Here is a 26540-nt window from a genome sequence, read left to right as displayed (position 1 = left end):
CGCCCCCAGTTTTTGCCGTTCAGGCGGCTTCGGCTTCGCTCTGACCCAGTTCGTGCAGCGACGCGGCCAGTTTGGCGATTTCCTTGCGCAGCGGGTTCTTGGACGCTGACAGGGCCAGCGGCAGCCCGTGGTCGCAACTTTGCAGCACGGGTTTGCCTCCGTCCGGCAGCTGCAGGTCAATGGAGATGCTGAGCGATTCCGCCATGCGTTTCACGCGGCTCTTGCCGGTCAGATCGGTAAATTTCGGCGCCCGGTTGAGGGCAAACCGCAGTTTTTCGAACGGCAGATCTTCCGACTGCAAGGCCCGCTTCATGCGCAGGGCATTCTGGGCAGAGCGCATGTCCAGCTCGATCAACGCAAAATAGACATGCGCCATGCTGAGCACCGTTTCGGACCACTGCACAAGCGTGTGGGGCATGTCGATCACCACGAAATCGAAATGGCTCCGGGCCATTTCGATGACCCTGGCGATGTCTTCCGGCGCGAGCAGGTCCAGCGGCACCATTTCGGCCGGCGCAGTCAGCACCTGGAGCTTTTCGCGGAACGACAGCAGGGCCTGGCCAAAGAGGTCCTCGTCCATGCTCTCGGTTTCGCTGAGCATCTCCATCACCGCCTCACGGCGCGGCAGGTCGAGGTAGGTGGACACCGAACCATGTTGCAGGTCGAGGTCCAGAAGGCAGACCGTGGGTTCGTCATCCCGGCTGAGCGCGGCCAGTTCCCAGGCGAGGTTGACCGCCATGGTCGTGGAGCCGGTGCCGCCCGCCAGCCCGTGGCAGACGATCACGGCCCCCTCGCGCTGGCTGCCCGATTGCAGCTGGTGCGGGTTGGGCGCGACCTCGGGTTCCGGGGCGCGCAGGCGATCGATCGCGGCCTGAAGCTCTCCCTCCGGCAGGGGATAGGGCACGAATTCGTCAGCCCCCTGGCGCAGCAGCGTGTGCAGGGCCGCCGGGGTGACGTCTTCGGCAATCAGGATTACGCGGATACCACGCGCCTTGGCCTGGGTGATGATCTCTCCCATCAGCGGCAGATCGCCTTCGTCGACGCTGTCGATGGCCAGGGCGACAAATTGCAGCGCCTCGGCTTCGGGCTGGTTGAAAAAGGCCAGGGCTTCGGAAAATCCCAGATCTCCCCAGGCTTCTCCCAGCGCGGCTTCCATGTCCTCGATCAACAGATCGAAGTTCTGCACGTCACGACTGATCGTGCAGGCGACAATCGCCGGGGGGTCTGTTTGGGGCGTTCCACTCATTGCCGTATTCCTTGTTCACATCAGTGAAGCGGGCCATGGGCACACTCCACCTCTTGGAAACAATGTCGGCGGCAATCTGGGCGAATTTGGGGCCAAAAAGCCCCAAATCTGGGGAATGTTAACAACTCGTCTACGACGGGAGCGAGGCTCGCCCAGGTTACTCCAGCGTGCGTTCCAGCGATTTCTGCTCGGTCAGCGTTGTGGCCGGGATCGCGCTTTCGAGGTATTCGCGATAGATGATCTGGGCGTATTTGCCGTCCAGAACCGAGGGGTGGCGTTTCAGGAAGCCGCTGACCTCGGTCACGGTGCGACGGTTGCGGCGTTCGCGCTCGGGCGTCGGGATCAGCGGCTGGGTTTCGCCGTAGGAGACCACGGCCTCAAGACGGCTGCGGCTGATTCCACGTGAAACCAGATAGTTCACCGCCGCCTGCGCCCGGCGCAGGCCGAGCGATTTGTTATAGGCATTGCTGCCCACCGCATCGGTGTGGCCGAAGACGCGGAAGCGCACTTCCGGAAATTGCCTGATCCAATGGGCCTGCTGGTCCAGAACCCGCCGGGCCGTGGCATCCAGCCGCGCACTGTCAAAGTCAAAGTTGATGGTGGTCGGAACTTCCTTGGCGAACCGTCCGGCCAGCTGGACCGCGTAGTGGCGCTGGCCGCTCATAACCGCCGAATTGTTCAAGGTCGCCTCGCCGAAGGTGCCCCTGCGGTTCAGCTCCTGGCCAGCTTCCCTTTCGCAGGCAGCGGCCGTCAGCAGCAGGCCGAGAATTGCAGCGGTTCTGATCATCTGTGCCACTCCCTATCAGTCCAGCACGTAGCCGTAAGAGCCGTTGAAATCCTGCTTGGCGACTTCCGCGGCGGGGCCGTTCTTGGTGCGGGAGGTGCGTCCGAACAGGAACAGGTCCTTCTCGCTGGGGGGCGCCACCCGGTCGGTTGGAAGTGTCAACGCCTCGCCCCGGGTCGGAGTGACCAGGTGGGCGCTCACGATGATGACCAATTCGGTCTGCTCGCGCTGGTAGTCCGCGCTGCGAAACAGTGCGCCCAGCACCGGCACATCGCCCAGCCAGGGCAGCTGCGAGGAATTGTCGAGAAACTCGTCGCGGATCAGACCGGCGATGGCAAAGCTCTCGCCGTCGCGCATTTCAACGGTGGTGGAGGTTTCGCGGCGGGAGAAGGCGTCGATGGTAAGGCCGCTCAACTCCAGCGAGTTCGAGGGGTCGATGGCGGATACCGCGGCGTTCAGTTCCAGATTGATGAGATCGCCGTCGATGACCCGCGGAATGAAGTTGAGCTCGATCCCGAAGGGCTTGAATTCAATAGTGATGACGCCGTCTTCTTGGGCCACTGGCACAGGGTATTCCCCACCGGCGAGGAACTTTGCTTCCTGCCCGGACAGGGCCGACAGGTTGGGTTCGGCCAGTGTGCGCACCACGCCTTTCTGTTCCAGCGCTTCCAAAAGCAGGCTGACCTGGACCGATCCGGCATTGAAGCCAAAGAGGAAGGCGCCAGCGTTCTCATTGGCGGCCGGGATGTTGCCGGCCAGCGAATTTGCCAGCGAACCGGCGTTGTTCAGCGTGTTGGTGCCGCCGACGCGGCCGGTGCTGGTCCCGCCACTGAAGCCCAGGGAGGCGCTGAGCGACTTGGACACCGAACGCTGCATCTCGGCAAAGCGCACCTTCAGCATCACCTGCTGCACGCCGCCTACCGACATCAGGTTGCTGACGCGCTCGGGCGCGTAGCGTTCCGCAAGGTCGAGCGCCCGCTGCAATCGCGCCGCGCTCGACACGGTGCCGGACAGTACGATGCCGTCATTGGCGGTGCGGACCTCGATCTTTTCGTTTGGCAGGATCTGGCGCAGGCGTTCCTTGAACTCCGTCACATCGGCGGCGACCCGCACGTCAACGTTGGTGATCAGGCGACCAGAGCCGTCCAGCAGAGTCAGCGTGGTCAGCCCAGGCGATTTGCCCAAGACGTAAATGGTGCGATCCGACAGTGAAGAAATGTCGGCGATGCCGGGGTTGGCGATGCTGAGTTCGGCGAAGGGCGTTTCGCTTTCGACCACAACCGCACGGTTCATCGGGACATCCAGCGTGGATGCGGTGCCGCGTTTCACCACCCGCAGGGACTGGGCCTCGGCCCTATCGACCGTCGGAATGCCAGTAAGCGAAAGCCCCAACAGGGCTGCCGCCATGAACCTCATGAATTTCATGTGACCTGCCTTTCCGATCACGCCTCAAATTCCGGGTCTTGTTGCCCGCTGTTTCTGGCACTGTGGTGCAGATGGTGAATTTTTGCAAGAATCAATGGCTTCGCAGATCCTTCTGAAGGCGTCGCATTGTGTGGCCCGGGCAACACAGTTTCGGCCCCCGTTCAGAAACCGAATGCGGGCCGAGGGGCTAAAGGACGGCAGGGGCGGTGCTTTTGCGCCGCGGCCTAGTTGGTGCAGGGGATCGGGATTTCAACGACTTCCGCGCCGCGACGGGTTCGGATGGTACATACTTTTTCCTGTTCCACTTCCTGCGGAGCTTCGACGGCTCCCAGTCCCAGGAGGGTGCGCTGGTCAACCTCGACGACCGAGGCGACGGTGTCATCTCCGGCGCCGACCAGGGCAAGCGACAGCCGTCCGGTGGTCTGGGCCTGGGCCAGCGCGGCGACTTGGCGTGGATGGGCGGCAACGGTGACGGTGCGCGCGATAATCGCTTCGTTGATATCGCCTCCCGCGCTCTGGTCGACCGCGACCAGTTCCACATTCGTTTCGATCAGGCGTGTCACCTCGCCGTGGCCGCCGCCGCTTCCGGGCATCATGCCGGTCCAGTAGACGTCGACCTTGTCACCCGGGCGCAGGAAACCGGACACGCCGGAGGACACATCGACCTTGATCGCAAAGGCCCGCATGCCGCGTTGCAAACGCGACGTGATGCCCGCGTCTTCGCCCGGTTCGGTCACTTTTACGGCTAGGATCGCCTCATCCTTCTCCATCGCGCGCAGCACGACACGCAGGTCATCGCCGGCATGCGGCGGGAACAAGGTGTCGATCTCCGTAAAGGCGCCTTGCGGGATCGCGTTTTGCGGCCAGCGTACTGCACGCACCGCATCCTTGGACAGGCGTTCGCCGTATTTCAGCGGCTTCGTGGCGACAAAGACGTCCACCGTCGGAACGGCTTCGGCGCGCGCGGCCCGTTCACGCGCCAGTTCGGTCTGATAGGCCGAAATGTAGTTCTTCGCCATCATCACGGCGCCGCCCGCGAGGGCCACGCCGACAATCAGGACCAGTCCGAAAACTGCACGCATTTTGTTTCCTTTCCTCAACGTGCCGACCTTGCGCGCGGGGTCCGGAACCAAGGGGGCGGACAGCGAAAGGGCCGGTTAAGTCGTGGGGTGGAGCGGGCGAGGGCAGCGCAACGGCTGCCTTAGCCGAAGTTCCAGTTGCTCATGAAGTTTGCCAGGCCTTGGGCCAGGCCGAGTGCGCCATCCTGCGTGGCACCGGCAATCAGCACGGCAAGCCCGATGGCGGCGGCGCAGAGAATTACCCAGTCGACGGTGATGGCCCCGTCGTCCTCCGCAATGTAAGACCATAGTTTTTTCATGTCCCGAACCTCACTGCCTTGGGAATGATCATGGCAGGGGCGACGCCGAGTCCGTCCGACGCCGCCGATGCGTGGCTTCGGACGGTTAGGTCGGGGTCTTGGTCGCCAAGAAGGACCCGGTATCGCTGGCAAGATCGGAGGCACCATCCTGTACCGCGGTGTAGACAACACCACCGAGGGCGGCCACGGCAGCGGTCAGAACAACCCAGTCAACAGTAACGGCGCCGGATTCTTCTTTGCGGAAATTCTTGAAAAACTTGATCATGGTTGGTCCCTCCAAAGGAAACGGTAGCTTGTTCATAGCTCTCTACTTGGCACCTTGGTCAGCTCTCTCCTTCTGACCAACCTTGTAGGAGATGGGTTCATTAAGCTTTGTGAATAGGGCCTTAATTGGGCGCAATCCTGAGGTTTTTGCCCTAAAGTGAAATTAGACCTGCTGCGTTTCGGGGCGGTTGGTGTTGAAGTAACTATTTCACTTGAGCCCTAGCGCGCCGAACAGCTTCAAGGGGCTTGCAAGCCAAGGGGCCGCTCCTTGTAGAGCGGCCCCGAAATGTTTTGCGCTAGAATTCCGGCGACGATTAGGTCGGGGTCTTGGTTGCCAGGAAGGACCCGGTGTCGCTGGCCAGATCGGATGCACCATCCTGAACAGCGGTGTAGACAACACCACCCAGCGCGGCCACGGCAGCGGTCAGCACAACCCAGTCAACGGTCACTGCGCCGGATTCTTCTTTGCGGAAGTTCTTGAAAAACTTGATCATGGTTGGTCCCTCCAAAGGATCTCTAAATTTGCCTATCCCGCCATCTCGCCAGGGTCCGCTCTCTCACCTGCTTGACCACTGTCCGGCTTGGATGACCCCATATAGCCCGGTCAGAATGGCAGCATTTGGGCCGAAACCCGAAAGCCGCGGCCCAATTTTTACTTTTTGGCAAGTGATCGGGTAACGCGCGGAATCTGCTGCATTAAATTTCCGTTAAGAGCCGCGGGGCCGTGGTTTTTCGGTCTCATATGGGCGCAAATGTGGCAATCGTGCCAGAATTCGGGCTGCCAGGGCTGGTGTTGCGGTGGCAAGTTTCCGACTCTGTGCAGACACCACGTGCATTCAGGCCCGGCCATGACGATCCCTGTTGTATTGCTGACTTTTCTAGCCTGTCTCGCGCCGCTGGCGGCGGGGGCGCAGGCTGTGGGCCCCAAGGCATTTCCGTCGTTTGAGGCGAAACGGATCAAACCTCCCCAACCCGGAGAGAGCGGCAAGCGGATCACCGTGCAGATCGATCCGGCGGCCCAGGCAGCTGGAACAGAGACCGATCAAGCGGCCCAGGCCGAGGCGGGTACGGAAGCTGCGGCCATGGTGCCGCGCGGGCGGTATGGCTGGTTCTGGGACAAGATCGATGCCGCGTCAGATAGCGGGCGTGGCCGCTTGGAGCAGGCGTTGATGGCGTTGCAGGCAGGCCAGGGGCTGTCGGCACCACGCCTGCAACTGATGCAGGAGATCGCGAAAGCGCATGCGGTTCCAATCCTGACCCACACGGCTGGCACCAATGTGTCACCTGCCCTGGTGCTGGCGGTGATCGCGGTGGAGTCGGCAGGGCGGGCGGACGCAGTCAGTTCGGCCGGGGCACAGGGGCTGATGCAACTGATGCCAGATACCGCGGCACGATTTGGCGTCGCCGACGCCTTGCTGGCGCCGCAAAACATCGCGGGCGGCATCCGCTACCTCGACTGGCTGATGGGGGCCTTCGAGGGAGATCCGATCCTGGTGCTTGCCGGGTATAATGCGGGGGAGGGGGCCGTTCGGGCGCATAAGGGCGTTCCACCCTATGCCGAAACGCTGGACTACGTGCCCAAGGTCCTGGCAGCCTATCAGGTGGCCAAGGGGCTTTGCATGACGCCGCCCGAGCTGATTTCGGACGGGTGCGTCTTTCGGTTGGGTCAGTAGAGGGCAGTCAGCTTTCGGGCAGTTGCGTTTGTACGAGCAGCTGCGCAGTCGCCAGCGCATCCGTGGCAGGGGACGGCGTTGCCGACATGGCGGCAAGGGCGGTCGCGCCTTCTTTCAAGGTGAGCAACTGCCGCGCCAGCTTTACCGGGTCGGCCGCTCCTGCGTGATGTGCCAGTTCGGCAAGGTGGTCCAGTATCAGCTGCTTGTGTTTCGTCGACTGCCGGTAGAGCGGATGAGCGTGATCCTGAAACTCGGCGCTGGCTTTGACAAACATGCAGCCGGCGAATTGGGGGTGTTCGAACCACTCAGCTAGGGCGGTGAACATCGCCAGAAGCTGCCCGCGGGGTGTTTCGGCCAATTCCGTCATCCGGGTGAAGAGCCAGCTGCGAAACTCCTCGTCCCGCAAGCCCAGGACTGCGGCGATAAGCTCCTCCTTGGTGCGGAAATGCTTGTACATCGACGTTTTGGACACGCCGGTTTCCTTGACCAGCGTATCCATGCCAGTGGCGTGAAAACCCTTGGCATAAAACACGTCCAACGCCTTGCGGACCAGCTCGTCACGTTTGTTCGGGCGCATGATTCGTCCTTTTGTTTACTGATCAGTACATACAATTCCATGAGCGCTTGGCATAGCCGAGGGGCATGGCGGCGTCGCGTCAAACTCTGCAGTGGCCGTTCGCCTTCGCTTGGCGGAAAGGTGAAAGGTTGGCGCAGCCGGTCATTCTTTTGCCTCAAAGCATTGATTTGGAGAGCGTATTTTAGAGCTTCATTATGTTGGAGATTCGTTTTGGATTTTGGATTTGACCCCTCAGCTGTGGCTGCGGGTTCCCAGCAGCTAACGGGAAATTTTGTCCTGATTGGCGTTATCGCATTCGTCGGCTTCTTTGGGAGGCTCTTGTTCGTGGCCTTCGCGCCAAGCCTTGCCAAGGCAAGCCCGTTCAAGAACCTCTCCGGTCCCGGGTTCATTTGCTTGGCAATAGGCCTGTTCTTCGGCGGTCTTTACGTGTCCGGCAAGATGGTGAAGGCGCAGGTGCTGGTCAGCCGCCATTTTATCGACCCGGTCATCGTCACCATTCTTGGCCAAGACAGCTGCGACCCAGATGATGGCAGCTATTGTGTCGTGGTGTTCGAAAATGGCGAGGAACGCCTGGTTAACTGGCACGATAAACGGGTGTTCATGTATGAAATTGTCAATCCCCCGCAGGGGGCAGTGTGGAACACACTGCGGCCGAGAGCGCGCCCGGAGGACGCGGCTGACGCCTGATCAAGCGATAAAGGCCCGCCAGTTCGCTGGCGGGCCTTTCCAATAGCTGTCTGACAGGTCAGTTGACGATCGTCGCTTCGGTGGCGGCGCGCAGCTCTTCTTCGCTGACGCCGCTGGCGCATTCGACGATCTTGAGCCCGCCTTCGACCACGTCGAGAACGCCAAGGTTGGTGATGATCCGGTCCACCACCCCCTTGCCCGTCAGGGGCAGGGTGCATTCCTTCAGAACCTTGGACTGGCCGTGCTTGTTGGCGTGGTCCATGACGACCACCACGCGACCGACGCCCGCGACCAGATCCATGGCGCCGCCCATGCCCTTGACCAGCTTGCCGGGAATCATCCAGTTGGCCAGGTCACCATTTTCGGCCACTTCCATGGCGCCGAGGATCGCCATTGCGATCTTGCCGCCGCGGATCATCGCGAAGGATTGCGCCGAGTCGAAATACGCGGTTTGCGGCAGCTCGGTGATGGTCTGTTTGCCGGCGTTGATCAGGTCCGGGTCCTCTTCGCCCTCGTAGGGGAAGGGGCCCATTCCCAACATCCCGTTTTCCGACTGCAACGTCACTTCGATGCCTTCAGGGATGTAGTTGGAAACCAGCGTCGGAATGCCGATGCCAAGGTTCACATACCAGCCGTCCTGCAGTTCCTGCGCGGCACGTGCCGCCATCTGATTGCGATCCCAAGCCATTATGCTTCCTCCCGCTTGCGCACGGTGCGCTGTTCGATGCGTTTCTCATGCTTGCCCTGGATGATGCGGTGCACATAGATGCCGGGCAGGTGGATTGCGTCCGGATCCAGCGAGCCGGTGGGCACGATTTCCTCGACCTCCGCCACGCAGACCTTGCCACAGGTGGCGGCGGGCACATTGAAGTTGCGCGCGGTCTTGCGGAACACGAGGTTGCCGGTCTCATCCGCCTTCCAGGCCTTCACGATGGCAAGATCGGCGAAGATGCCCTCTTCCATGATGTAGTCTTCCAAGGCGCCATCGGGGCCGGTGGGAAACTGTTTCTGCATCTTGCCTTCGGCGATCACCGTGCCGACACCGGTCTTGGTGAAAAAGCCCGGGATGCCAGCACCGCCAGCACGCATGCGTTCGGCCAGCGTGCCTTGCGGGTTGAATTCCAGTTCCAGCTCACCCGACAGGTACTGGCGCATGAATTCGGCGTTTTCCCCCACGTAGGAGGAGATCATTTTCTTGACCTGCTTGGTCTGCAACAGGATGCCGATGCCGAAATCGTCAACACCGGCGTTGTTCGAGGCGAAGGTCAGGTCTTTGGTACCTGCTTCCTTGATGGCCTCCAGCAGAAGCTCCGGAATGCCGCAGAGGCCAAAGCCCCCTGCCGCGATGAACATGCCGTCATGAAGCAACCCGTCGAGTGCTTCGGCGGCGTTGGCGTAAACCTTTTTCATGGAGTTCTCCCAACAACTACCGTTTGATTGGTGTTCTGCCGCCGGGGCTGCGCCAAGTCAACGATACGGAGAGAAACCCGTATTTCTACGGAACCCGGTCGGACCGGGCACAAGGCCGGGGAAGTCCCGGCCTTGCGAGATGCTATCTCAGGCTTTGTCCTTGCTGGCGGCGGCCTTTTTCTTCGGGGCCGCCTTCTTCTTGGGCGCAGTTTTCTTCTTGCCGCCCTTGCTGGACTTCTCGGCAATCAGCTGCACAGCCATCTCCAGGGTGACGTCCTTGGGTTCAACGTCCTTGGGCAAGGTGGCATTCACCTTTTCCCATTTGACGTAGGGGCCATAGCGGCCGTCCATGATGCTGATGGCGCCGCCGCCCTCGGGGTGTTCGCCCAGCTCCTTCAGGGGTTTGGCGGCTGCGCGGCGACCGCGACCGGGGTTGGCGCGTTTCTCGGCCAGCATTTCCACGGCGCGGTTCATGCCGATCTCGAAAACGTCCAGCGTTTCCTTCAGGTTCACGTAGACCGGCTTTTCCTCATCCGGCAGCTGATGCGCGATATAGGGGCCAAAGCGACCCAGGTTCGACTGGATCACACCGCCATCCGGATGCTGGCCGATTTCGCGCGGCAGGGTCAGCAGGGTGACCGCCTGCTCCAGCGTGATGTCGTTCGGGCCCCAGCCCGGTAGGTAATCCTTGCCCTGTTTGGGAAGCGAGGAGCGGGGAGGTTTCTTGTTCTCGGGGGTCGCCTCGCCGCGCTGTACGTAGGGACCGAAGCGACCGGATTTCAGGTGAATTTCATCGCCGTTGTCCTCGCCCAGCACCCGCTCATAACCTTCGGCGCCTTCGCCCGAGATCGGTCGGGTGTAGTTGCATTCCGGGTAGTTGCCGCAGCCGACAAAGCCGCCGGTGCGCGAGGTCTTGAGGTGCAGCTGACCCTGACCGCATTTCGGGCAGATACGCGGATCGGTGCCGTCTTCCCGCGGCGGGTAGAGTTGCGGCGCCAGCGCGTCGTCCAGAACATCCAGAACTTCGGTGATGCGCAGTTCCGAGGTCTCCGCGATCGCGGCGGAGAAGTCCCGCCAGAACTTGCCCAGAAGATCCTTGTAATCGCGCTCGCCTGCGCTGACCTCGTCCAGTTCTTCCTCGAGGTTGGCGGTGAACTCGTAGCCGATGTACTTGCGGAAGAAGTTCAGCAGGAAGATGGTGACGATCCGGCCCTTGTCCTCCGGGAACAGGCGGTTCTTGTCCTTGCGGACGTATTCGCGGTCCTGAATCGTGGTGATGACGCTGGCGTAGGTCGAAGGGCGGCCGATGCCGAGTTCTTCCATGCGTTTGACCAGTGTCGCCTCGGTATAGCGCGGCGGCGGCTGGGTGTGGTGCTGCAGCGCGAGGACGGCACCGTTCTCGGACAGAACCGAGGCCTCCTGGCCCGCTTTTTCAGCTTGCGCAGCAAGGGAGGACGCGAACTTGAGGGCCTCGCCTTCCATGACCTGCGGCAGGCGCTTGTCGTCCTCGTCGGTCACGTCGTCGCGGCCTTCTTCGTAGACGCGCATGAAACCGTCAAACAGCATGACCTGGCCGGTTGCGCGCAGCACCACCTGGCCATCGTCCGACCCGATGTCGACGGTCGTGCGCTCCAGTCGGGCGCCTTCCATCTGGCAGGACAGTGTCCGCTTCCAGATCAGGTCGTAGAGCTTGCGCTGGTCGTCTTCGGAGACCTTGAGGCTGGCGGCATCGCGGCTCATATCCGTCGGGCGGATACACTCGTGCGCTTCCTGGGCGTTCTTGGCCTTGTTCTTGTAGATCCGGGGTGTTGCGGGCACGTATTCGGCGCCGTAGCGTTTCTCGATCTCGGCGCGGGCGGCTTCGACCGCCTCGGGGGCCATATCGATGCCGTCGGTCCGCATGTAGGTGATCAAACCGGCTTCATAAAGACGTTGGGCGGCGTTCATGGTTTGACGCGCGCCCATGCCGAACTTGCGGCTGGCCTCCTGTTGCAGGGTGGAGGTCATGAAGGGGGCGGAGGGGTTGCGGGCGGCGGGCTTGGCCTCGACCGACTGCACCGACAGCTGCCGGGATGCGACTGCCTGCACCGCCAGTTCCGCGGCCGTGGCGTTCTTCAGGCTGTACTTGTCCAGCTTGTCGCCACCCAGAACCGTCAGCCGCGCTTCCAGTTCCTGGCCGCGTGGGGTCGCCAGATGGGCGCGCACCGACCAGTATTCCTGCGGGTTGAAGGCTTCGATTTCCATCTCGCGCTCGACGATCAGGCGCAGGCAGACCGACTGGACACGCCCGGCCGAACGCGCGCCCGGCAGTTTGCGCCACAACACCGGCGAGAGGTTGAAACCCACGAGATAATCCAGCGCGCGGCGGGCCAGATAGGCCTCGACCAGCGGCATGTCGACCTGGCGGGGGTTCTTCATCGCCTCGGTCACCGCTTCCTTGGTGATCGCGTTGAAGGTGACGCGGCTGACGGGCGTGTCCTTCTTGATCGAGCGCCGCTTGGTCAGCGCTTCCTGCAGGTGCCAGCTGATCGCTTCCCCTTCGCGGTCGGGGTCGGTTGCGAGAATCAGCGCGTTGTCTTCTTTCAGCGCGTCGGCGATGGCCTTGACGTGTTTGCGGGAATCATTGGCGACTTCCCACGTCATGTCGAAATCGGCTTCCGGATCGACCGAGCCGTTCTTGGCCGGAAGGTCGCGCACATGGCCGTAGGACGCCAGAACCGTATAGTCGGGACCAAGATATTTATTGATCGTTTTGGCCTTGGCCGGGGATTCGACGACGACAACTGGCATAAATTCTCTAACCTCTTCGGACCGCTTTTGCGGGTTCTATGGCGGGGCAACATGTGGGGCGCAAGGGGAGAATGTCAATCTGCGGCCCCGTTGCAGCCGTGTGACCATACCGATCATGCGTGCTAGCAGGCGGGTTTCGCGGCATCGCCGACCGCGGCGATTGCGCCGATCGGTGGCCGTGCGGCGGCTGTTTTCGCGTGGCCACTCGTGCGTTTTGCGCACAGCATGCCGTCAATGTGCGGTGTCATCATCGGGGGCGCATTTTGACAGCAGCCCGCCGGGTTGGCGCAGGATGCTGCCGTCGAGTTCCAGGTCGGTCAGCGCCGGAGCCAGGTCCTGCGGCGGCAGGGCCAGATCCCGCATCAGCACGGTTTCAGAGGTGGGCGAGGGGCCGAGGCGATCGAGAATCTGCTGGTGCAGGGCATGCGTCTCGGCAAGGCTGCGGTGTTGCGGCTGTGCCGCAGGCACTTCTGCGGGTGACCTCTGATTGGTCGCGGGCTGGGGTCGGGGCCGCGGCTGCGCTGGTTGTGCGGGAGGCAAAGCGTCGATCACATCGGCAGCATTGCGAACCAGAACCGCCCCGTCGCGGATCAGCCGGTTGCAACCGGAGCTGCGCGGGTCGAACGGGTGGCCCGGCACCGCCAGCACTTCACGACCGAGGTCAAGCGCGTCCTGGGCGGTGATCAGGGTTCCGGACCTTGCTGCGGCCTCTATCACCACCACGGCAGAGGCAAGCCCGGCGATGATCCGGTTCCGCTTTGGAAAATCGCGCGCCTGCGGTGTGCGTCCCATCGGCTGCTCGGATACGCGCAGACCAGTTTCGGCAATCGCGCTGGCGAGCCGGGTGTTCTCGGCTGGATAGATCACGTCGACCCCACCGGCCTGCACCGCGATGGTGCCGCTGTTCAGCGCGGCTTCATGGGCGGCGGCGTCGATCCCGCGCGCGAGCCCGGAGACGACAACATAGCCCGCCGCACCCAGATCCTGCGCGAGCGTGCGGGTCATGCGCCGCCCCAGCGAGGACGCGTTTCGAGCTCCGACAATTGCGATCAGGGGGCGCTGCAGAAGCGATAGGTCGCCGATCGCCCAGAGCAGGGGAGGCGCATCTTTCAGCGCGGCAAGCGGGGCAGGGTACTCGGGGTCCGAACAGCACAAAAGCCGCGCTTTGGCGGCTTTTGCGAGCTTGATTTCAGCGTCCACCGCATCGGCAGGGCATGTTTCATACCCCTTCAGGCCTGCGGAACGTGCCACTTCAGGCAACGCATCCAGCGCGTTCTGCGCTGAACCAAATTGCGCGAGCAGCCGGTGGTATGTCACCGGGCCGACCCGCTTGGAGCGCAACAGACGAAGCTGGGAATACCGGGCGTCTTCCGTGGTGGGTGGGAGTGGGGGGTGAGTGGAAGAATGTGCTTCTCCGGTCATCCGTTGCTCCGCCTGTTTGCAAAACCAGAATTAACCTTCACTCGGTTAACAGGTGGTGAACGTCATCGCTGTTTTTACGAATTCCCGGAAAATTTTCCTAAGTCTCTATAAAAGCTGAGAAAAGCAGGGGTAAATTCGAGCCGGCCGCCGGCGCTGCTCGGGTATCCGCCTCGCAGAGATTGACCCCTGGAGGCGGAATTTATGGCGTCGTTACGTTAGCGGGCGGAGCTTTGCGGCCCTTTTGCGGTCTTTGGTCTTCAGGCGACTCAGGTCGCCGACCCACCTACCGTTAGCCCGCCCATCAATACGGATGGTTGGCCCACGCCGACCGGCACCCATTGTCCGGCCTTGCCGCAATTCCCCATGCCCGGATCGAGAGCCATGTCGTTGCCAAGGCCGCGAATCTGCTTCAGCGCTGTGGCGCCGTCGCCGATCAGGGTTGCGCCCTTCACCGGCGCGCCCACCTTTCCATCCTTCACGCGGTAGGCCTCGGTGCAGGAGAATACGAACTTGCCATTGGTGATGTCGACCTGACCGCCGCCAAAGCCAACCGCCCAGATGCCGTCCTTGATGCTGGCCACCAGTTCACCCGGATCGGCCTCTCCGCCCAGCATGTAGGTGTTAGTCATGCGCGGCATCGGCGCATGGGCGTAGCTTTGCCGCCTGCCGTTGCCGGTGGGGGAAACCCCCATCAGACGCGCATTCTGGCGGTCCTGCATGAAGCCCACCAGGATACCATCCTCGATCAGGGTCGTCTTCTGACTTGGCGTGCCCTCGTCATCCACGGTGATCGACCCGCGCCGGTCGGGAATGGTGCCATCGTCCAGCACGGTCACGCCCCTGGCGGCGATCTGCTGCCCCATCAGCCCGGCAAAGGCGGATGAGCCCTTGCGGTTGAAGTCACCTTCCAGCCCGTGGCCGATCGCCTCGTGCAGCAGGATGCCGGGCCAGCCGGGGCCAAGCACCACGTCCATTTCGCCGGCAGGGGCGGGCACCGCGTCGAGGTTGACCAAGGCGATGCGAAGGGCCTCCTGCACCTGGGCCTGCCAATGCTTGGGGTCGACCAGCCCGTCCAGTCCCAGCCGACCGCCGCCTCCGGCAGAGCCACTTTCGCGGCGGCCGTCCTTTTCGACGATCACCGAAACGTTCAGCCGTGCCATCGGGCGGGTATCGCGAACGCGCACGCCGTCGGCCCGCAGGATCTCGACCTCCTGCAGCGATGCGGCGAGGGAGGCGGAAACCTGTACGACGCGCGGATCGAGATCCCGTGCAAAGGCATCGATCTCGCGCAGCGTTTCCACCTTCACCGGAAATGGCATGGCGCTGATGGGGTCGGCGTCGGTGTAAAGCTTCTTGTTGGTGGCCTGCGGTGCATCGGCGTAGGTGCCGCCGCCGTCGCCGACGGCCAGCCTTGCCGTCTCGGCGGCCCGTTTCAGCGACGCTATGGAGACGTCGGTTGAATGGGCGTAGCCTGCCACGTCGCCGTTCACCGCGCGCAGGCCGAACCCTTCGGAGGCGTCATAGCTGGCGCTGCGCAACCGCCCGTCATCAAAGGACAGCGCTTCCGACTTGCGGCGTTCGGTGAAGATCTCGCCATCCTCGGCCCCGCTCAGAGCATCACGCAGCACCGCCAGCGCCTCTGTCTCCGGCAGCGTGGTTTCAAACGGGCGAAAGGCGGGGGTTTCCATGGCACGGTCCTCGGATTTTTTTGATCTAAATCAAGAAAGCGACGGTTTGACGCTTGCCTGCCTCTTTATCTGTTGTCCCGAATATGATTTTAAGCGGCGTCAAAGACAACGGGGCAGGTGCGTTTTGTGGAATCATCGATTCCGAACGCTCAGGCTGCCGCAGGAATAACGCGATCAACCGATCAGGTAGAGATATGAAAAACGCTTTGACGCTTTCGGGCCTTTTCGCCGGCCTTTCCAGCCTTCCCGCAATGGCGCAGGAAGGATTGGAAACCATTGGTAAGCCGGTCAACGGCGGCATGGGATTCCAGCCGGCAGCCACCTCGCTGATGGAGGGGATCCGCAGCCTGGACCACATGATCCTGGTGATCATCACCGCGATCTGTGTGTTCGTGGGAGGCCTGCTGCTGTGGGCGATCCTGCGGTTCAACCGCCGTGCCAACCCGACCCCGGCGAAATTCACCCACCATACCCCGATCGAGATCGCCTGGACAGTTATTCCGATCCTGATCCTGGTCTTCATCGGCTCCTTCTCGCTGCCGCAGCTGTTTGCGCAGCAGGAAATCCCGGAAGGTGACATCAACATCAAGGTGACCGGCTACCAGTGGTACTGGGGCTACGAGTACACCGACCATGAATTCGGCTTCGAGAGCTTCCTGCTGCCGAAAGACCAGCTGGCCGCAAACGGTTACGCAGAAGATGACTACCTGCTGGCCACCGACACCGCGGTTGTTGTGCCCTCCGGCAAGACCGTCGTGATGCAGGTGACCGCCGCGGACGTGATCCACTCCTGGGCAATGCCCGCCTTCGGCGTGAAGCAGGATGGCGTGCCGGGCCGTCTGGCCGAACTGTGGTTCAAGGTCGAAGAAGGCAATGAGGGCATCTACTTCGGTCAGTGCTCCGAACTCTGCGGCAAGGACCACGCCTATATGCCGATCACCGTCAAAGTGGTGACGCAAGAGCAGTATGACGCCTGGTTGGAAGGTGCGATCGAGGAATACGCGGGCACCCCGCGCTCCTATCAGGTTGCCTCCAACTGATAGCCGACCCGCCGCTGCGCCGTAGAGGCGCGGGCCGGTCGAGAACGACAAGATCTGGGTGCGCAGTCCTGCGCACCCGTTGCCGCCAAGGAACCCAAGATGAGCGACGCAAGCATCAACGCAAGCCGGGCATATGAGGACGAAGCCAGCTTCGGCGACTACTTCGCCCTGCTGAAGCCCCGTGTCATGTCGCTGGTGGTGTTCACCGCGCTCGTGGGGCTTTTGGCGGCGCCGGTGTCTGTTCATCCGGTCGTCGGATTCGCCGCGATTCTGTTCATCGCCATCGGTGGCGGTGCCTCGGGTGCGCTGAACATGTGGTGGGATGCCGATATCGACCGTGTGATGAAGCGCACCAAGGGACGTCCGATTCCTGCGGGCAAGGTCGAGGCGGGTGAGGCACTGGCGCTGGGTCTCGCGCTTTCGGGGCTTTCGGTCATCATGCTGGCGCTGGCCGCCAATGTCTTTGCCGGTGCCTTCCTGGCCTTCACCATCTTCTTCTATGTTGTCGTCTACACCATGTGGCTGAAGCGCGCGACGCCGCAGAACATCGTCATCGGTGGTGCTGCCGGGGCGTTCCCGCCGGTCATCGGCTGGATCGCGGCCACTGGCAGCATGTCGGTCGAACCCTGGTTGATGTTCCTGCTGACCTTCATGTGGACGCCGCCGCACTTCTGGGCGCTGGCCCTGTTCATGCGCTCTGACTACGACGATGCCGGGGTGCCGATGCTGACCGTGACCCATGGTCGCCGCTCCACGCGTCTGCATATCCTTGGCTATACCGTTCTGCTGGCCGTGCTGGCCGTTGGGACGGCATTCTCGGGTATCGGTGGGCCGCTGTATCTGGCCGTTGCGCTGGTGCTGAACGCGCTGTTCCTGCATGGCGCCTGGAAGATCAGCCGTCGCGACGAGGATGATTCCGAGGCAGACAACTTCAAGGTTGAGCGCAGCTTCTTCAAACTGTCGCTGCTGTACCTGTTCCTGCATTTCGGCGCGATCCTGGCCGAGGCGCTGCTCAAACCTTACGGGCTGGGAGGCTGGTAACATGGCGCTGCGCAAGGAACATGAGATCCACAAGCGTCGCTCGGGTCGCAATCTCGGCGTCGGGATCCTGCTGGCGGCCTTCGTGGTGTTGGTGATGGCGCTGACGCTGGTCAAGGTGACCGCGCCCGGGTTTCAGCTGCCGGACAGCCAGTCAAGCTCGCAGAGCCCGGCCGAATTGGAGCAGAACTGATGGCATTGCAAGGACCGCAAAAAACCGTTGTGCAGCTGGTTGGCGTCGTCGTGGTGATGGGCGGCCTGTCCTGGGCGTCCGTGCCGTTTTACGACTGGTTCTGCCGGGTCACCGGCTTTGGCGGGGTGACCCAGGTGGCGACTGCCGGGTCCGACACGGTGCTGGACCAGACCATCAAGGTGCGTTTCGACGGCTCCAAGCAGCGCGGCATGCCTTGGGAGTTCAAGCCGGTGCAGCGCGAGATGGAGATCAAGCTGGGCGAAACCGGGCTGGCCTTTTACGAGGCCTACAACCCGACCGATCGTCCGGTCGCCGGTCAGGCGTCCTACAACGTGACGCCGTATCAGGCCGGCTATTTCTTTGAGAAAATCGACTGCTTCTGCTTTACCGAGCAGGTTTTGCAGCCGGGGGAGCGGGTGCAGATGCCCGTGACCTTCTATGTTGATCCCGAAATCATTGACGACCGGGATGCAAAATACGTGCATACGATCACGCTGTCGTACACGTTTCATGAAATCGATCTGCCCGAGGGCTATGCCGCTCTCGACACCGGGAATGGCACCGGGGCAGACGTAACCACGAACTAGGCCGCTTTGGTGAGGGACACTTAAATGGCGCACGCTAAAAATCACGATTATCACATTCTGCCGCCGTCGATCTGGCCGCTGGCCTCGTCGCTGGGCACCTTTGTCATGCTGGTTGGCGCGGTGTTCTGGATGAAGGGCTTCACGGCCTGGCCGTTCTGGATCGGTTTTGTTGCCGTCCTGTATTCCGCCTTTGCCTGGTGGTCCGAGGTCGTCAAGGAAAGCCGCGTTGGGGATCACACTCCGGTCGTTCGCATCGGCCTGCGCTACGGCTTCATCCTGTTCGTGATGTCCGAGGTGATGTTCTTCTTCGCCTGGTTCTGGTCGTTCTTCAAACACGCCATGTACCCGATGGAAGCCTATGAGGGCAGCGAGTACATCCCGCCGGAGATCTACGCCGTCGATCCGTTCCACCTGCCGCTGATCAACACCCTGATCCTGCTGCTGTCGGGCTGTGCGGTGACCTGGGCGCACCACGCGCTGGTGCACAACAACGACCGCAAGGCGCTGATCCAGGGCCTGTCGATCGGTATCGCCTTCGGCATCGCCTTCACCTTCCTGCAGGGCTATGAATACGCGCACCTGCTGCATGAAGGCTGGAAGTTCGGCGAAGACGAATTCTACTCCAACTTCTTCATGGCAACCGGCTTCCACGGTTTCCACGTCATCATCGGCACCATCTTCCTGACGGTCTGCCTGATCCGCGCGATGAAGGGCGACTTCACCCCCGAGCAGCACGTCGGCTTCGAGGCCGCAGCCTGGTACTGGCACTTCGTGGACGTCGTCTGGCTGTTCCTGTTCGTTGCAGTCTACATCTGGGGCACCGCCGGCCTGTAAGGGCGCGGTGTACCCGATACATGTTTGCGGTTGATTATCCGCGGGCATGAGGCCACACACGGGGCGCGCAGGGAACTCCCTTGCGCGCCCCTGAACTTTGAAGCGGAGCGGCGTCGATGCGGCGTGTCATTTTCCTGTTGATCGTGAGCGGCGCAGGCCTGGCCATTCTGATCGGGCTGGGAACCTGGCAGCTGCAGCGCATGACCTGGAAAGAGGGGATCCTGGCAACCATAGAGGACCGCATCCATGGAGAGCCTGCGGTTGACCTCCCGACCGCGCTGGATCGAGAGGCGGACAAGTACCGCCCGGTCCGGCTGAGCGGCGAGATCGACGCACCGGATCTGTTCGTGGTCACGTCGCTCAAGGATATTGGTCCGGGCTTCCGTGTGATCTCGCCCTTCACGTTGCCCAATGGCCGTCGCATCCTGATTGACCGCGGCTTTGTTGCAGGTTCCGACAAAACAGCACAGCGGCTGCGCGGTCCGGCGACCATTTCCGGCAACGTCCACTGGCCGCAGGAAGTCGACAGCTACACACCTGCGCCAGATCTGGACGAGGGTATCTGGTACGCCAGAGATGCCGATGCCATGGCGCAGCAGCTGGACACCGAACCGGTGATGGTCATCTTGAATGCGCCCCCCGCGGGCGAGAATAGCGGTGTGAATCCGATGCCGGTCGATACTGCCTCTATCCCCAACAACCACTTGCAATATGCGATCACCTGGTTTTCGCTGGCCTTTATCTGGGCTGCGATGAGCCTCTATTTTCTGCGGCGCAGCCGCCCTGAACCAAAGAGCTGAAGGCGATGAAATATATCTCCACCCGGGGCCAAGCGCCCGAGCTGACATTCGAAGACGCGATGCTGACCGGGCTTGCCCGCGACGGCGGCCTCTATGTACCGGCCGAGATCCCGCAGCTGTCCCATGACGACATCGCGGCGCTGGCGGGCCTGTCCTACGAGGAAACCGCCTTTCGCGTGATGCGCCCTTTCATCGGCGACTGTTTCACCGACGAAGAATTCCGCGCCATCATTGACCGCGCCTACCAGGGGTTTGGTCACGCCGCCCGCGCGCCGTTGAAACAGCTGGCGCCGAACCATTTCCTGCTGGAGCTGTTCCACGGCCCGACGCTGGCGTTCAAGGATTTCGCCATGCAGCTGATCGGCCAGCTGTTCCAGGCCGCACTGGAGCGCCGCGGCGACCGGGTCACCATCGCAGGTGCCACTTCCGGCGATACCGGGTCGGCGGCGATGGAAGCCTTCCGGGGGCTGAACAATGTCGATGTCTTCATCCTCTACCCGCATGGTCGCGTCTCCGAGGTCCAGCGTCGGCAGATGACCACGCCCCAGGATGCCAATGTGCACGCGCTGGCCGTCGATGGCGATTTCGACGACTGTCAGGCCCGCGTGAAGGACATGTTCAATGACTTCGATTTCCGCGACAGCGTCAAGCTGGCTGGCGTGAACTCGATCAACATCGCCCGCGTGCTGGCGCAGGTGGTCTATTACTTCTCCTCTGCCGTGTCCCTGGGCGCGCCGCAGCGCAAGGTCAGCTTCACCGTGCCGACCGGCAATTTCGGCGACATCTTCGCAGGTTTCATCGCCAAGCAGATGGGCCTGCCCATTGACCAGCTGGTGGTCGCCACCAACCAGAACGACATCCTGCACCGCTGCCTGTCAGGGCAGGGGTATTACAAGGGCGATACCCGCCCGTCGATCTCTCCGTCTATGGATATCCAGGTGTCCTCCAACTTCGAGCGCGCGCTGTTCTATGCCTACGACCAGGACAGCGGTGCCGTGGCGCAGCTGATGGACGAGTTGAAGAACGGCGGCTTCGACGTCTCGCAAGGGGCGATGGAAGCTCTGAGCGAGACCTACGCCTCGGGCCGCACCTCCGAGGAGGAGACACTGGCGACCATCAAGTCGGAACTGGCAGCCTCGGGTGAGCTGCTGTGTCCGCATGGCGCGGTGGCGGTGAAAGTTGCGAACGAGCATCGCAAGGCCGAGGTGCCGATGATCACCTTGGCGACGGCGCATCCGGCCAAATTCCCGGCAGCGGTCGAGGATGCCAGCGGCATTCATCCGCCTCTTCCCCCGCGCATGGCAGACCTGTATGAGAGATCGGAACGGGTGACCCGGATCTCCAATGATCTGGCCGCCCTTGAGGATCACATTAGAAAGAACATCACGCATTGACCGTACAGCAGCACACACTCGCCAACGGGTTCCGCATCGTCTCCGAGCATATGCCGGGACTGGAATCCGCGGCGATCGGGATCTGGGTGACCGCCGGCGGTCGCCACGAACGGCTTGAGCAGAACGGCATCGCCCATTTTCTGGAGCACATGGCCTTCAAGGGCACCAAGTCGCGCAGCGCGCTGGAAATAGCCGAGGCGATCGAGGATGTGGGGGGCTATATCAATGCCTACACCAGCCGCGAGGTCACGGCCTATTACGCACGGGTGCTGAAAGACGACGTGCCGCTGGCCGTGGACGTGATCGGGGACATCCTGCTGAACCCGGTGTTCGACACGCGGGAAATCGAGGTCGAGCGCGGGGTGATCCTGCAGGAGATCGGCCAGTCTCTGGATACCCCGGATGACGTGATCTTTGATTGGCTGCAGGAGGAATGCTACCGCGACCAGGCGCTTGGCCGCACCATCCTGGGCCCGGCGGAGCGTGTCAGCAGCTTCTGCCGCGAAGACCTCGAGGGGTTTGTCGGCGAACACTACGGGCCCGGTCAGATGATCCTGGCCGCTGCGGGTGCGGTGGACCACGACGTGCTGGTGCGTCTGGCTGAGCAGATGTTCGGGCATCTGGAGCCCAAAGCCGCCCATGTTGAAGAAGGCGCGACCTTTACCGGCGGCGAGATGCGCAAGATCAAGGACCTGGAACAGGCGCATTTTGCGCTTGCCATCGAAGGCCCGGGCTACCGCGACCAGTCGATGTACACCGCGCAGATCTATGCCAGTGCGCTTGGTGGCGGCATGTCCTCACGCTTGTTCCAGGAAGTGCGCGAGAAACGCGGCCTGTGCTACACGATCTTCTCGCAGGCGGGCTCCTACTCCGACACTGGCTCGATGACGATTTATGCGGGCACTTCCGGCGATCAGCTGGCGGAGCTGGCAGGCATCACCATCGACGAGATGAAACGCGCGGCGGAAGACATGACCGACGCCGAGGTCGAGCGCGCCCGGGCGCAGATGAAGGCCGGCATGCTGATGGGGCTGGAAAGCCCGTCCAATCGGGCTGAACGGTTGGCGCGGCTGGTGCAGATCTGGGACCGGGTGCCGACCTTGGAAAACACCGTGGCGCGCATTGATGCGGTGACCACCCGGCAGGTGCGCGAACTGGCTGAAACCATGGCGGTCAGCGCTCCGGCGGCACTGGCGCTTTATGGCCCGGTCGACAAGGCCCCCTCGCTGGCCCGCTTGCAGGAGAGGCGCGCCGCCTGATGCTGCTCACCCGCCGTAAGGTTCGCATCGAAACGGAACGCCTGACGCTCAGGCCACCGGTGCATTCGGATTTTCACGGCTGGGCAGCGCTGCGGCAGCAAAGTCAGGCCTACCTGACGCCCTGGGAGCCGGGTTGGGCGGCTGACCATCTCAGCCGCAAGAGCTTCACCAACCGGGTCTACTGGGCGCGCCGGTCTGTATCTGCCGGCACGGCGTTGCCGTTGTTCCTGATCCGACGCGACGATCAGATGTTGTTGGGGGCCATCACCCTGGACAACATTCGTCGCGGCCCGGCCCAGGCGGGAACGCTGGGCTACTGGACTGGTCAGCCTTTCGCGCGTCAGGGCTACATGCGCGAAGCGATCGGCGCCGTGGTGCACCACGCCTTCAACAAGCTGGAACTGTCGCGCATCGAGGCCGCCTGCCTGCCGGAGAACGCCGCCTCACGGGGATTGCTGGAAAAATCCGGCTTCAAGTATGAAGGTGTCGCGCAGTCCTATCTTCAGATCAATGGTCGCTGGCGTACGCATGTGCTCTACGCCGCATTGCGCCACGACCGCAGGGGCAAGACGCTGGCCGGTCAGGCCTGAGCCACGCAGCAGTCCAGTACCCGAGCCTGAGGGCGACAGAAACGTCCCGATTGGGTTTTGGGTCATTGGGAGGGCAGGCCTTGTGTCCTGTTCCATCCAGTATGCGGCACAGCGTATGTCTGGCGCAATTCTCGTTCTTCTGACCGGGCACGTTGTTGGGGCGTTGCCGACAGCGCGTGACCAAATTTGACGCTGGTTCTTCAATTCTTACCGCTACGGCGGGACGTCTTGCGGAGATTTCACGGGTGGCAGGCTGACAGCTGCACTTTGCGCACTACAACCTGCTGCATGGGTATTCTGTCTCGTTTCCTGTGCTTGTGGGTCTGCCTGGCAGGCGTCCTGACCGGCGTGCAGCTGCAGGCGCAAGAGCGCCGGGCCAGCCATTGCATTGCGCTGGCGGAATCAGCGCCGGGCCTGCACTATCTGCACCGGGCCAGCTGGCGACAGCCTGTGGCCGCAGATACTCTGCACATACGCTACATTGCCCACGCGTCCTTTCTGTTGCGCACCAATGGTGGCTTGAACGTGGTGACCGATTACACCGGTTTTATCGGATCTGCGCCGATGATCCCGGATGTCGTCACGATGAACCACGCGCATAACACGCATTGGACCTCACAGCCGGATCCGGGGATTGCGCATGTGCTGCCCGGCTGGGCCGAGGCAGGGGGCGGCGTTCACCATCATCTGGACCTTGGCGAGATGCTGATCCGCAATGTGCCGACCGACATTCGCAGCATGTTTGGCGGTGTCGAACCTCAGGGCAACTCGATCTTCGTGTTTGAGGTCGCGGGGTTGTGCGTTGGTCATCTCGGGCATCTTCATCATATCCCGACAGCGGCGCAATACGCCGCGCTGGGGCGGCTGGATGTGGTGATGGCGGCGGTGGACGGCGGCATTACCCTGCCGCTGGACGAGATGCTGAAGGTGTTGGGGCGGCTCAAGTCTTCGGTGATCATCCCGATGCATTGGTTCACCGACCCGTCGCTGCAGCGCTTCCTGTCACAGGTGGCGACCCAGTTCGATGTGGTGGACGATGGGCGTAGCTCCCTTGATGTATCGCTGCGGACGTTGCCCGATCGCCCCACCGTCTTTGTGCTGCGCCCACGCTATCTGGCGGCAGAGGAATAGGTGCCGCGATGCGACGCGTGGTTGCGATGGCGGGGATGACGGTGTTGCGTTCCATTTTCTTGCCTGCCGCCGCCGGATGCGGCATGCATTCGACATGTCATTGAACCCTGCCGATTCCGCCTTTGCTGCCCGTCTGTCTGCCTGCCTGCCGCAGGAGGTGCTGCGCCCGCCCGAGCCCCGCTATCTGGAGGAACCACGGGGGCGCTATCAGGGGCAGGCAGGTGTTCTGGCGCTGCCGCGCAGTCCCGAGGAGGTGGCCACGCTGGTGCGCGAGGCCAATGCCGCCAGGGTGCCGGTGGTGCCCTACGGCGGCGGCACGGGCCTCGTTGGGGGGCAGCTCATGCCGGAGGGCGCCGCGCCGCTGTTGATCTCCTTGGAGCGGATGGCGGCAATCCGTGCGGTGCACCCCTCGGAAAACGTGCTGATCGCGGAAGCGGGCGCGATTCTGGCCGATGTGCAGGCGGCCGCGCACAGCGCCAAGCGGCTGTTTCCGTTGTCACTGGCCTCTGAGGGCTCGGCTCGTGTCGGCGGTGTGCTGTCGACGAATGCCGGCGGGGTCAACGTTTTGCGCTACGGCAATGCCCGCGATCTGTGCCTGGGGCTGGAAGCGGTGCTGCCCAACGGCGACATCTGGCACGGGTTGACACGGCTGCGCAAGGACAACACCGGCTATGATCTGCGCAACCTGCTGATCGGTGCGGAAGGCACGCTGGGCATCATCACGGCGGCTACATTGAAACTGTCACCGCAGCCCGCTTCTTGCGGCACCGCGGTCTTCACCGTGCGCGATCCTGCGGCAGCGGTGGCGCTTCTGGCGCTGGCGCGCGATCACGCCGGTGAAGCCGTCAGCGCGTTCGAGTTGATCCACCGGCAAGGGCTGGACTTCCTGTCCGAATGTCTGCCACAGGTCCGCCAGCCGTTTGCCGAGGCGCCGGAGTGGTCGGTACTGATCGAACTGGGCCTGCCGCGTGGCCTGGACGCCGAAGAAGCCCTTGCGGCCCTGTTCGAGGCGGCACTCGACGCAGGACTGAGCGACGATGGTGTCATCGCGCAATCCGAGGCGCAGCGGCACGCTTTGTGGTCCATGCGTGAGCATATCCCCGAGGCGAACAAGATGATCGGGTCGGTGTCCAGCCACGATATCTCGGTTCCTATCGGTCAGATACCGGAGTTCATTGAACAGGGGGGGCGTGTCGTGGCGGCGCTCGGGGATTTTCGCATCAATTGTTTTGGTCACCTGGGAGACGGCAACCTGCATTACAACGTGTTTCCGCCACAGGGGCAGCCGCGGCAGGCTTTTGACCATCTACGCGGTGCGATCAAGGACGCGGTGCATGAGCTGGTGGCGCAGTTCGGTGGCTCGTTCAGTGCCGAACATGGAGTGGGGCGGTTGAAGGTCGCAGATCTGGAACGCTACGGCGATCCGGCGCGGCTCGCGGCGATGCGCGCGATCAAACAGGCGTTGGACCCCAATGGGATCATGAACCCCGGTGCAGTGCTGCGTGCGGACTGAAACATACGCAGGCTGAAACTGAACAGTAGCGCGCTCTGGCCTCGTTGCGCTCCCACGCCTGCGCCAGCCCGGCGCTGCCGGACTGGCTGGCAGCCTTGGGCCCGGCGCCGCGCATGGCACGGCGCGCCTTTCAGGCCTTGTAGGCCTGAAAGGCCATGCCCAACGGTCAGCGGCTTTTTGCAACTAAAAGCCGCTCGGCGGGCGGGAGAGCCCACCAGCCATAGCGTCACGATGGAAGCCTGATGACGTGTCGGCTTACAGGCCTTCGAACTCGCAAAGCACATGCACGTCCATGCCCATGCTCTCGAGCAGTTTGCGGCCGCCCAGTTCGGGAAGATCGACGATGAAGGCACAGGAAACGATGTCGCCGCCCAGCCGCTCGATCAGCTTGATGCCCGCGCCCGCGGTGCCGCCGGTGGCCAGCAGATCATCGACCACCAGGATCTTTTCGCCCGGCTTGATGGCATCATCGTGAATCTCGACGATGGCTTCGCCATACTCCAGCTTGTACTCTTGGCTGATGGTGGTGCCGGGCAGTTTGCCTTTCTTGCGGATCGGCACGAAGCCGACGCTCAGCTGGTGGGCAATGGCGCCACCGAGGATGAAACCACGTGCCTCGAGCCCGACCACCTTGTCGATCTGCTCGCCCGCGTAGGGGTGCAGCATCTGGTCAATCGCCATGCGGAAGCCGCGCGGATCGGCAAACAGCGTGGTCACGTCGCGGAACATGATCCCTTCGTGCGGGAAGTCCACGATGGTGCGGATATAGTCTTTGACGTCGGGCTTCTTGGGCATCTGTCGGCTCCATGGGGCAGCG

General features: G+C 62.5%; 28 protein-coding genes. 13 read left to right on the top strand and 15 right to left on the bottom strand.

Annotated elements, in window-relative coordinates; all coding sequences use genetic code 11:
- Positions 1–19: 19 nt before the first annotated feature.
- The 7 genes from ACZ52D_RS03750 to ACZ52D_RS03720 form a co-directional block, all read right to left on the bottom strand.
- Positions 20–1246, bottom strand: coding sequence for an AAA family ATPase (locus ACZ52D_RS03750; RefSeq protein ID WP_464442585.1), 1227 nt, complete (start codon positions 1244–1246; stop codon positions 20–22).
- 157 nt (positions 1247–1403) lie between these two features.
- Positions 1404–2033 carry an OmpA family protein gene (locus tag ACZ52D_RS03745; protein ID WP_464442584.1) on the bottom strand — a complete coding sequence of 210 codons (630 nt, stop codon included), beginning with the start codon at positions 2031–2033 and terminating at the stop codon, positions 1404–1406.
- Between the two features lie 15 nt (positions 2034–2048).
- Positions 2049–3455 (bottom strand): type II and III secretion system protein family protein, encoded by a 1407-nt coding sequence (locus tag ACZ52D_RS03740; protein ID WP_464442583.1) that lies wholly within the window; start codon positions 3453–3455, stop codon positions 2049–2051.
- A gap of 224 nt (positions 3456–3679) precedes the next feature.
- Positions 3680–4537: a Flp pilus assembly protein CpaB gene (cpaB, locus tag ACZ52D_RS03735; protein WP_464442582.1), complete on the bottom strand. Its 858-nt coding sequence runs from the start codon at positions 4535–4537 to the stop codon at positions 3680–3682.
- A 119-nt stretch (positions 4538–4656) separates the two neighbouring features.
- Positions 4657–4833, bottom strand: coding sequence for a hypothetical protein (locus ACZ52D_RS03730; protein WP_222455323.1), 177 nt, complete (start codon positions 4831–4833; stop codon positions 4657–4659).
- Between the two features lie 85 nt (positions 4834–4918).
- Complete coding sequence (locus tag ACZ52D_RS03725) at positions 4919–5098, bottom strand: Flp family type IVb pilin (protein WP_222455322.1); 180 nt, start codon at positions 5096–5098, stop codon at positions 4919–4921.
- A 313-nt stretch (positions 5099–5411) separates the two neighbouring features.
- On the bottom strand, positions 5412–5591 hold the full coding sequence (locus tag ACZ52D_RS03720; RefSeq protein ID WP_222455322.1) for a Flp family type IVb pilin: 180 nt from the start codon (positions 5589–5591) through the stop codon (positions 5412–5414).
- Positions 5592–5945: 354 nt separating this feature from the next.
- Here ACZ52D_RS03720 and ACZ52D_RS03715 point away from each other — a divergent pair, with 354 nt between their 5' ends.
- A complete protein-coding gene (locus ACZ52D_RS03715; RefSeq protein WP_464442581.1) occupies positions 5946–6770 on the top strand; it encodes a lytic transglycosylase domain-containing protein in 825 nt (274 codons plus the stop codon).
- Between the two features lie 7 nt (positions 6771–6777).
- Here the strand turns inward: ACZ52D_RS03715 and ACZ52D_RS03710 are convergent, their stop codons facing one another.
- A complete protein-coding gene (locus ACZ52D_RS03710) occupies positions 6778–7347 on the bottom strand; it encodes a TetR/AcrR family transcriptional regulator (protein WP_464442580.1) in 570 nt (189 codons plus the stop codon).
- Positions 7348–7557: 210 nt separating this feature from the next.
- On the opposite strand from ACZ52D_RS03710, the gene ACZ52D_RS03705 reads away from it, so the two are divergent.
- Positions 7558–8034 carry a hypothetical protein gene (locus ACZ52D_RS03705; protein ID WP_464442579.1) on the top strand — a complete coding sequence of 159 codons (477 nt, stop codon included), beginning with the start codon at positions 7558–7560 and terminating at the stop codon, positions 8032–8034.
- Between the two features lie 58 nt (positions 8035–8092).
- On the opposite strand, the gene ACZ52D_RS03700 is transcribed toward ACZ52D_RS03705, so the two are convergent.
- The 6 genes from ACZ52D_RS03700 to ACZ52D_RS03675 all read right to left on the bottom strand — a co-directional run bounded on the left by ACZ52D_RS03700 (position 8093) and on the right by ACZ52D_RS03675 (position 15645).
- Positions 8093–8722: a CoA transferase subunit B gene (locus tag ACZ52D_RS03700; RefSeq protein WP_464442578.1), complete on the bottom strand. Its 630-nt coding sequence runs from the start codon at positions 8720–8722 to the stop codon at positions 8093–8095.
- The gene (locus ACZ52D_RS03695; protein WP_464442577.1) at positions 8722–9444 is read right to left on the bottom strand and encodes a CoA transferase subunit A; all 723 of its coding nucleotides are present in this window, start codon (positions 9442–9444) and stop codon (positions 8722–8724) included. The genes ACZ52D_RS03700 and ACZ52D_RS03695 overlap by 1 nt, the downstream gene beginning before the upstream one ends.
- Before the next feature lie 147 nt (positions 9445–9591).
- Entirely contained in the window at positions 9592–12234 is a 2643-nt protein-coding gene (gene topA, locus ACZ52D_RS03690; protein WP_464442576.1) for a type I DNA topoisomerase, read from the bottom strand.
- 231 nt (positions 12235–12465) lie between these two features.
- Positions 12466–13656: a DNA-processing protein DprA gene (gene dprA / locus ACZ52D_RS03685; RefSeq protein ID WP_464442575.1), complete on the bottom strand. Its 1191-nt coding sequence runs from the start codon at positions 13654–13656 to the stop codon at positions 12466–12468.
- A gap of 266 nt (positions 13657–13922) precedes the next feature.
- Complete coding sequence (tldD, locus tag ACZ52D_RS03680; RefSeq protein ID WP_464442574.1) at positions 13923–15344, bottom strand: metalloprotease TldD; 1422 nt, start codon at positions 15342–15344, stop codon at positions 13923–13925.
- A 25-nt stretch (positions 15345–15369) separates the two neighbouring features.
- The gene (locus ACZ52D_RS03675) at positions 15370–15645 is read right to left on the bottom strand and encodes a hypothetical protein (RefSeq protein WP_417474428.1); all 276 of its coding nucleotides are present in this window, start codon (positions 15643–15645) and stop codon (positions 15370–15372) included.
- On the opposite strand from ACZ52D_RS03675, the gene coxB reads away from it, so the two are divergent.
- The 11 genes from coxB (at position 15539) to ACZ52D_RS03620 (ending at position 25723) form a co-directional block, all read left to right on the top strand.
- Positions 15539–16384 carry a cytochrome c oxidase subunit II gene (gene coxB, locus ACZ52D_RS03670; RefSeq protein WP_369926026.1) on the top strand — a complete coding sequence of 282 codons (846 nt, stop codon included), beginning with the start codon at positions 15539–15541 and terminating at the stop codon, positions 16382–16384. The genes ACZ52D_RS03675 and coxB overlap by 107 nt on opposite strands.
- Before the next feature lie 99 nt (positions 16385–16483).
- Complete coding sequence (cyoE, locus tag ACZ52D_RS03665; protein WP_222455312.1) at positions 16484–17425, top strand: heme o synthase; 942 nt, start codon at positions 16484–16486, stop codon at positions 17423–17425.
- A gap of 1 nt (position 17426) precedes the next feature.
- Positions 17427–17615, top strand: a complete 189-nt coding sequence (locus tag ACZ52D_RS03660) for a hypothetical protein (protein WP_222455311.1) — start codon at positions 17427–17429, stop codon at positions 17613–17615.
- The gene (locus ACZ52D_RS03655) at positions 17615–18202 is read left to right on the top strand and encodes a cytochrome c oxidase assembly protein (RefSeq protein ID WP_369926029.1); all 588 of its coding nucleotides are present in this window, start codon (positions 17615–17617) and stop codon (positions 18200–18202) included. Before ACZ52D_RS03660 ends, ACZ52D_RS03655 begins: the two co-directional genes overlap by 1 nt.
- 24 nt (positions 18203–18226) lie before the next feature.
- Positions 18227–19036, top strand: a complete 810-nt coding sequence (locus tag ACZ52D_RS03650; RefSeq protein WP_417474249.1) for a cytochrome c oxidase subunit 3 — start codon at positions 18227–18229, stop codon at positions 19034–19036.
- 116 nt (positions 19037–19152) lie between these two features.
- Positions 19153–19836 (top strand): SURF1 family protein, encoded by a 684-nt coding sequence (locus tag ACZ52D_RS03645; RefSeq protein WP_464442573.1) that lies wholly within the window; start codon positions 19153–19155, stop codon positions 19834–19836.
- 5 nt (positions 19837–19841) lie between these two features.
- On the top strand, positions 19842–21230 hold the full coding sequence (thrC, locus tag ACZ52D_RS03640; RefSeq protein WP_464442572.1) for a threonine synthase: 1389 nt from the start codon (positions 19842–19844) through the stop codon (positions 21228–21230).
- Positions 21227–22489 carry a M16 family metallopeptidase gene (locus tag ACZ52D_RS03635; RefSeq protein WP_464442571.1) on the top strand — a complete coding sequence of 421 codons (1263 nt, stop codon included), beginning with the start codon at positions 21227–21229 and terminating at the stop codon, positions 22487–22489. The genes thrC and ACZ52D_RS03635 overlap by 4 nt, the downstream gene beginning before the upstream one ends.
- Positions 22489–23079, top strand: coding sequence for a GNAT family N-acetyltransferase (locus ACZ52D_RS03630; protein WP_222455305.1), 591 nt, complete (start codon positions 22489–22491; stop codon positions 23077–23079). The genes ACZ52D_RS03635 and ACZ52D_RS03630 overlap by 1 nt, the downstream gene beginning before the upstream one ends.
- A 288-nt stretch (positions 23080–23367) precedes the next feature.
- The gene (locus ACZ52D_RS03625; RefSeq protein WP_464442570.1) at positions 23368–24210 is read left to right on the top strand and encodes an MBL fold metallo-hydrolase; all 843 of its coding nucleotides are present in this window, start codon (positions 23368–23370) and stop codon (positions 24208–24210) included.
- Positions 24211–24304: 94 nt separating this feature from the next.
- Positions 24305–25723 (top strand): FAD-binding oxidoreductase, encoded by a 1419-nt coding sequence (locus tag ACZ52D_RS03620; protein WP_464442569.1) that lies wholly within the window; start codon positions 24305–24307, stop codon positions 25721–25723.
- A 255-nt stretch (positions 25724–25978) separates the two neighbouring features.
- On the opposite strand, the gene ACZ52D_RS03615 is transcribed toward ACZ52D_RS03620, so the two are convergent.
- The gene (locus ACZ52D_RS03615; RefSeq protein WP_222455302.1) at positions 25979–26518 is read right to left on the bottom strand and encodes an adenine phosphoribosyltransferase; all 540 of its coding nucleotides are present in this window, start codon (positions 26516–26518) and stop codon (positions 25979–25981) included.
- Positions 26519–26540 lie beyond the last annotated feature (22 nt).

The organism is Leisingera sp. S2M4 (assembly GCF_055398055.1).
This window is presented reverse-complemented; position numbering and strand designations above follow the sequence as displayed.

Bases quoted from the DNA above. Each gene is read 5' to 3' on its own strand.
- ACZ52D_RS03650 (WP_417474249.1), top strand. From the start codon at position 18,227: ATGGCGCACGCTAAAAATCACGATTATCACATTCTGCCGCCGTCGATC.
- ACZ52D_RS03745 (WP_464442584.1), bottom strand. From the start codon at position 2,033: ATGATCAGAACCGCTGCAATTCTCGGCCTGCTGCTGACGGCCGCTGCC.
- ACZ52D_RS03625 (WP_464442570.1), top strand. From the start codon at position 23,368: ATGGGTATTCTGTCTCGTTTCCTGTGCTTGTGGGTCTGCCTGGCAGGC.
- ACZ52D_RS03675 (WP_417474428.1), bottom strand. From the start codon at position 15,645: ATGCCGCCGTTGACCGGCTTACCAATGGTTTCCAATCCTTCCTGCGCC.
- cyoE (WP_222455312.1), top strand. From the start codon at position 16,484: ATGAGCGACGCAAGCATCAACGCAAGCCGGGCATATGAGGACGAAGCC.
- thrC (WP_464442572.1), top strand. From the start codon at position 19,842: ATGAAATATATCTCCACCCGGGGCCAAGCGCCCGAGCTGACATTCGAA.
- ACZ52D_RS03725 (WP_222455322.1), bottom strand. From the start codon at position 5,098: ATGATCAAGTTTTTCAAGAATTTCCGCAAAGAAGAATCCGGCGCCGTT.
- ACZ52D_RS03720 (WP_222455322.1), bottom strand. From the start codon at position 5,591: ATGATCAAGTTTTTCAAGAACTTCCGCAAAGAAGAATCCGGCGCAGTG.
- ACZ52D_RS03700 (WP_464442578.1), bottom strand. From the start codon at position 8,722: ATGGCTTGGGATCGCAATCAGATGGCGGCACGTGCCGCGCAGGAACTG.
- ACZ52D_RS03615 (WP_222455302.1), bottom strand. From the start codon at position 26,518: ATGCCCAAGAAGCCCGACGTCAAAGACTATATCCGCACCATCGTGGAC.
- coxB (WP_369926026.1), top strand. From the start codon at position 15,539: ATGAAAAACGCTTTGACGCTTTCGGGCCTTTTCGCCGGCCTTTCCAGC.
- ACZ52D_RS03730 (WP_222455323.1), bottom strand. From the start codon at position 4,833: ATGAAAAAACTATGGTCTTACATTGCGGAGGACGACGGGGCCATCACC.
- ACZ52D_RS03655 (WP_369926029.1), top strand. From the start codon at position 17,615: ATGGCATTGCAAGGACCGCAAAAAACCGTTGTGCAGCTGGTTGGCGTC.
- ACZ52D_RS03710 (WP_464442580.1), bottom strand. From the start codon at position 7,347: ATGCGCCCGAACAAACGTGACGAGCTGGTCCGCAAGGCGTTGGACGTG.
- ACZ52D_RS03695 (WP_464442577.1), bottom strand. From the start codon at position 9,444: ATGAAAAAGGTTTACGCCAACGCCGCCGAAGCACTCGACGGGTTGCTT.
- dprA (WP_464442575.1), bottom strand. From the start codon at position 13,656: ATGACCGGAGAAGCACATTCTTCCACTCACCCCCCACTCCCACCCACC.
- tldD (WP_464442574.1), bottom strand. From the start codon at position 15,344: ATGGAAACCCCCGCCTTTCGCCCGTTTGAAACCACGCTGCCGGAGACA.
- ACZ52D_RS03660 (WP_222455311.1), top strand. From the start codon at position 17,427: ATGGCGCTGCGCAAGGAACATGAGATCCACAAGCGTCGCTCGGGTCGC.
- ACZ52D_RS03740 (WP_464442583.1), bottom strand. From the start codon at position 3,455: ATGAAATTCATGAGGTTCATGGCGGCAGCCCTGTTGGGGCTTTCGCTT.
- ACZ52D_RS03620 (WP_464442569.1), top strand. From the start codon at position 24,305: ATGTCATTGAACCCTGCCGATTCCGCCTTTGCTGCCCGTCTGTCTGCC.
- topA (WP_464442576.1), bottom strand. From the start codon at position 12,234: ATGCCAGTTGTCGTCGTCGAATCCCCGGCCAAGGCCAAAACGATCAAT.
- ACZ52D_RS03715 (WP_464442581.1), top strand. From the start codon at position 5,946: ATGACGATCCCTGTTGTATTGCTGACTTTTCTAGCCTGTCTCGCGCCG.
- ACZ52D_RS03630 (WP_222455305.1), top strand. From the start codon at position 22,489: ATGCTGCTCACCCGCCGTAAGGTTCGCATCGAAACGGAACGCCTGACG.
- cpaB (WP_464442582.1), bottom strand. From the start codon at position 4,537: ATGCGTGCAGTTTTCGGACTGGTCCTGATTGTCGGCGTGGCCCTCGCG.
- ACZ52D_RS03645 (WP_464442573.1), top strand. From the start codon at position 19,153: ATGCGGCGTGTCATTTTCCTGTTGATCGTGAGCGGCGCAGGCCTGGCC.
- ACZ52D_RS03750 (WP_464442585.1), bottom strand. From the start codon at position 1,246: ATGAGTGGAACGCCCCAAACAGACCCCCCGGCGATTGTCGCCTGCACG.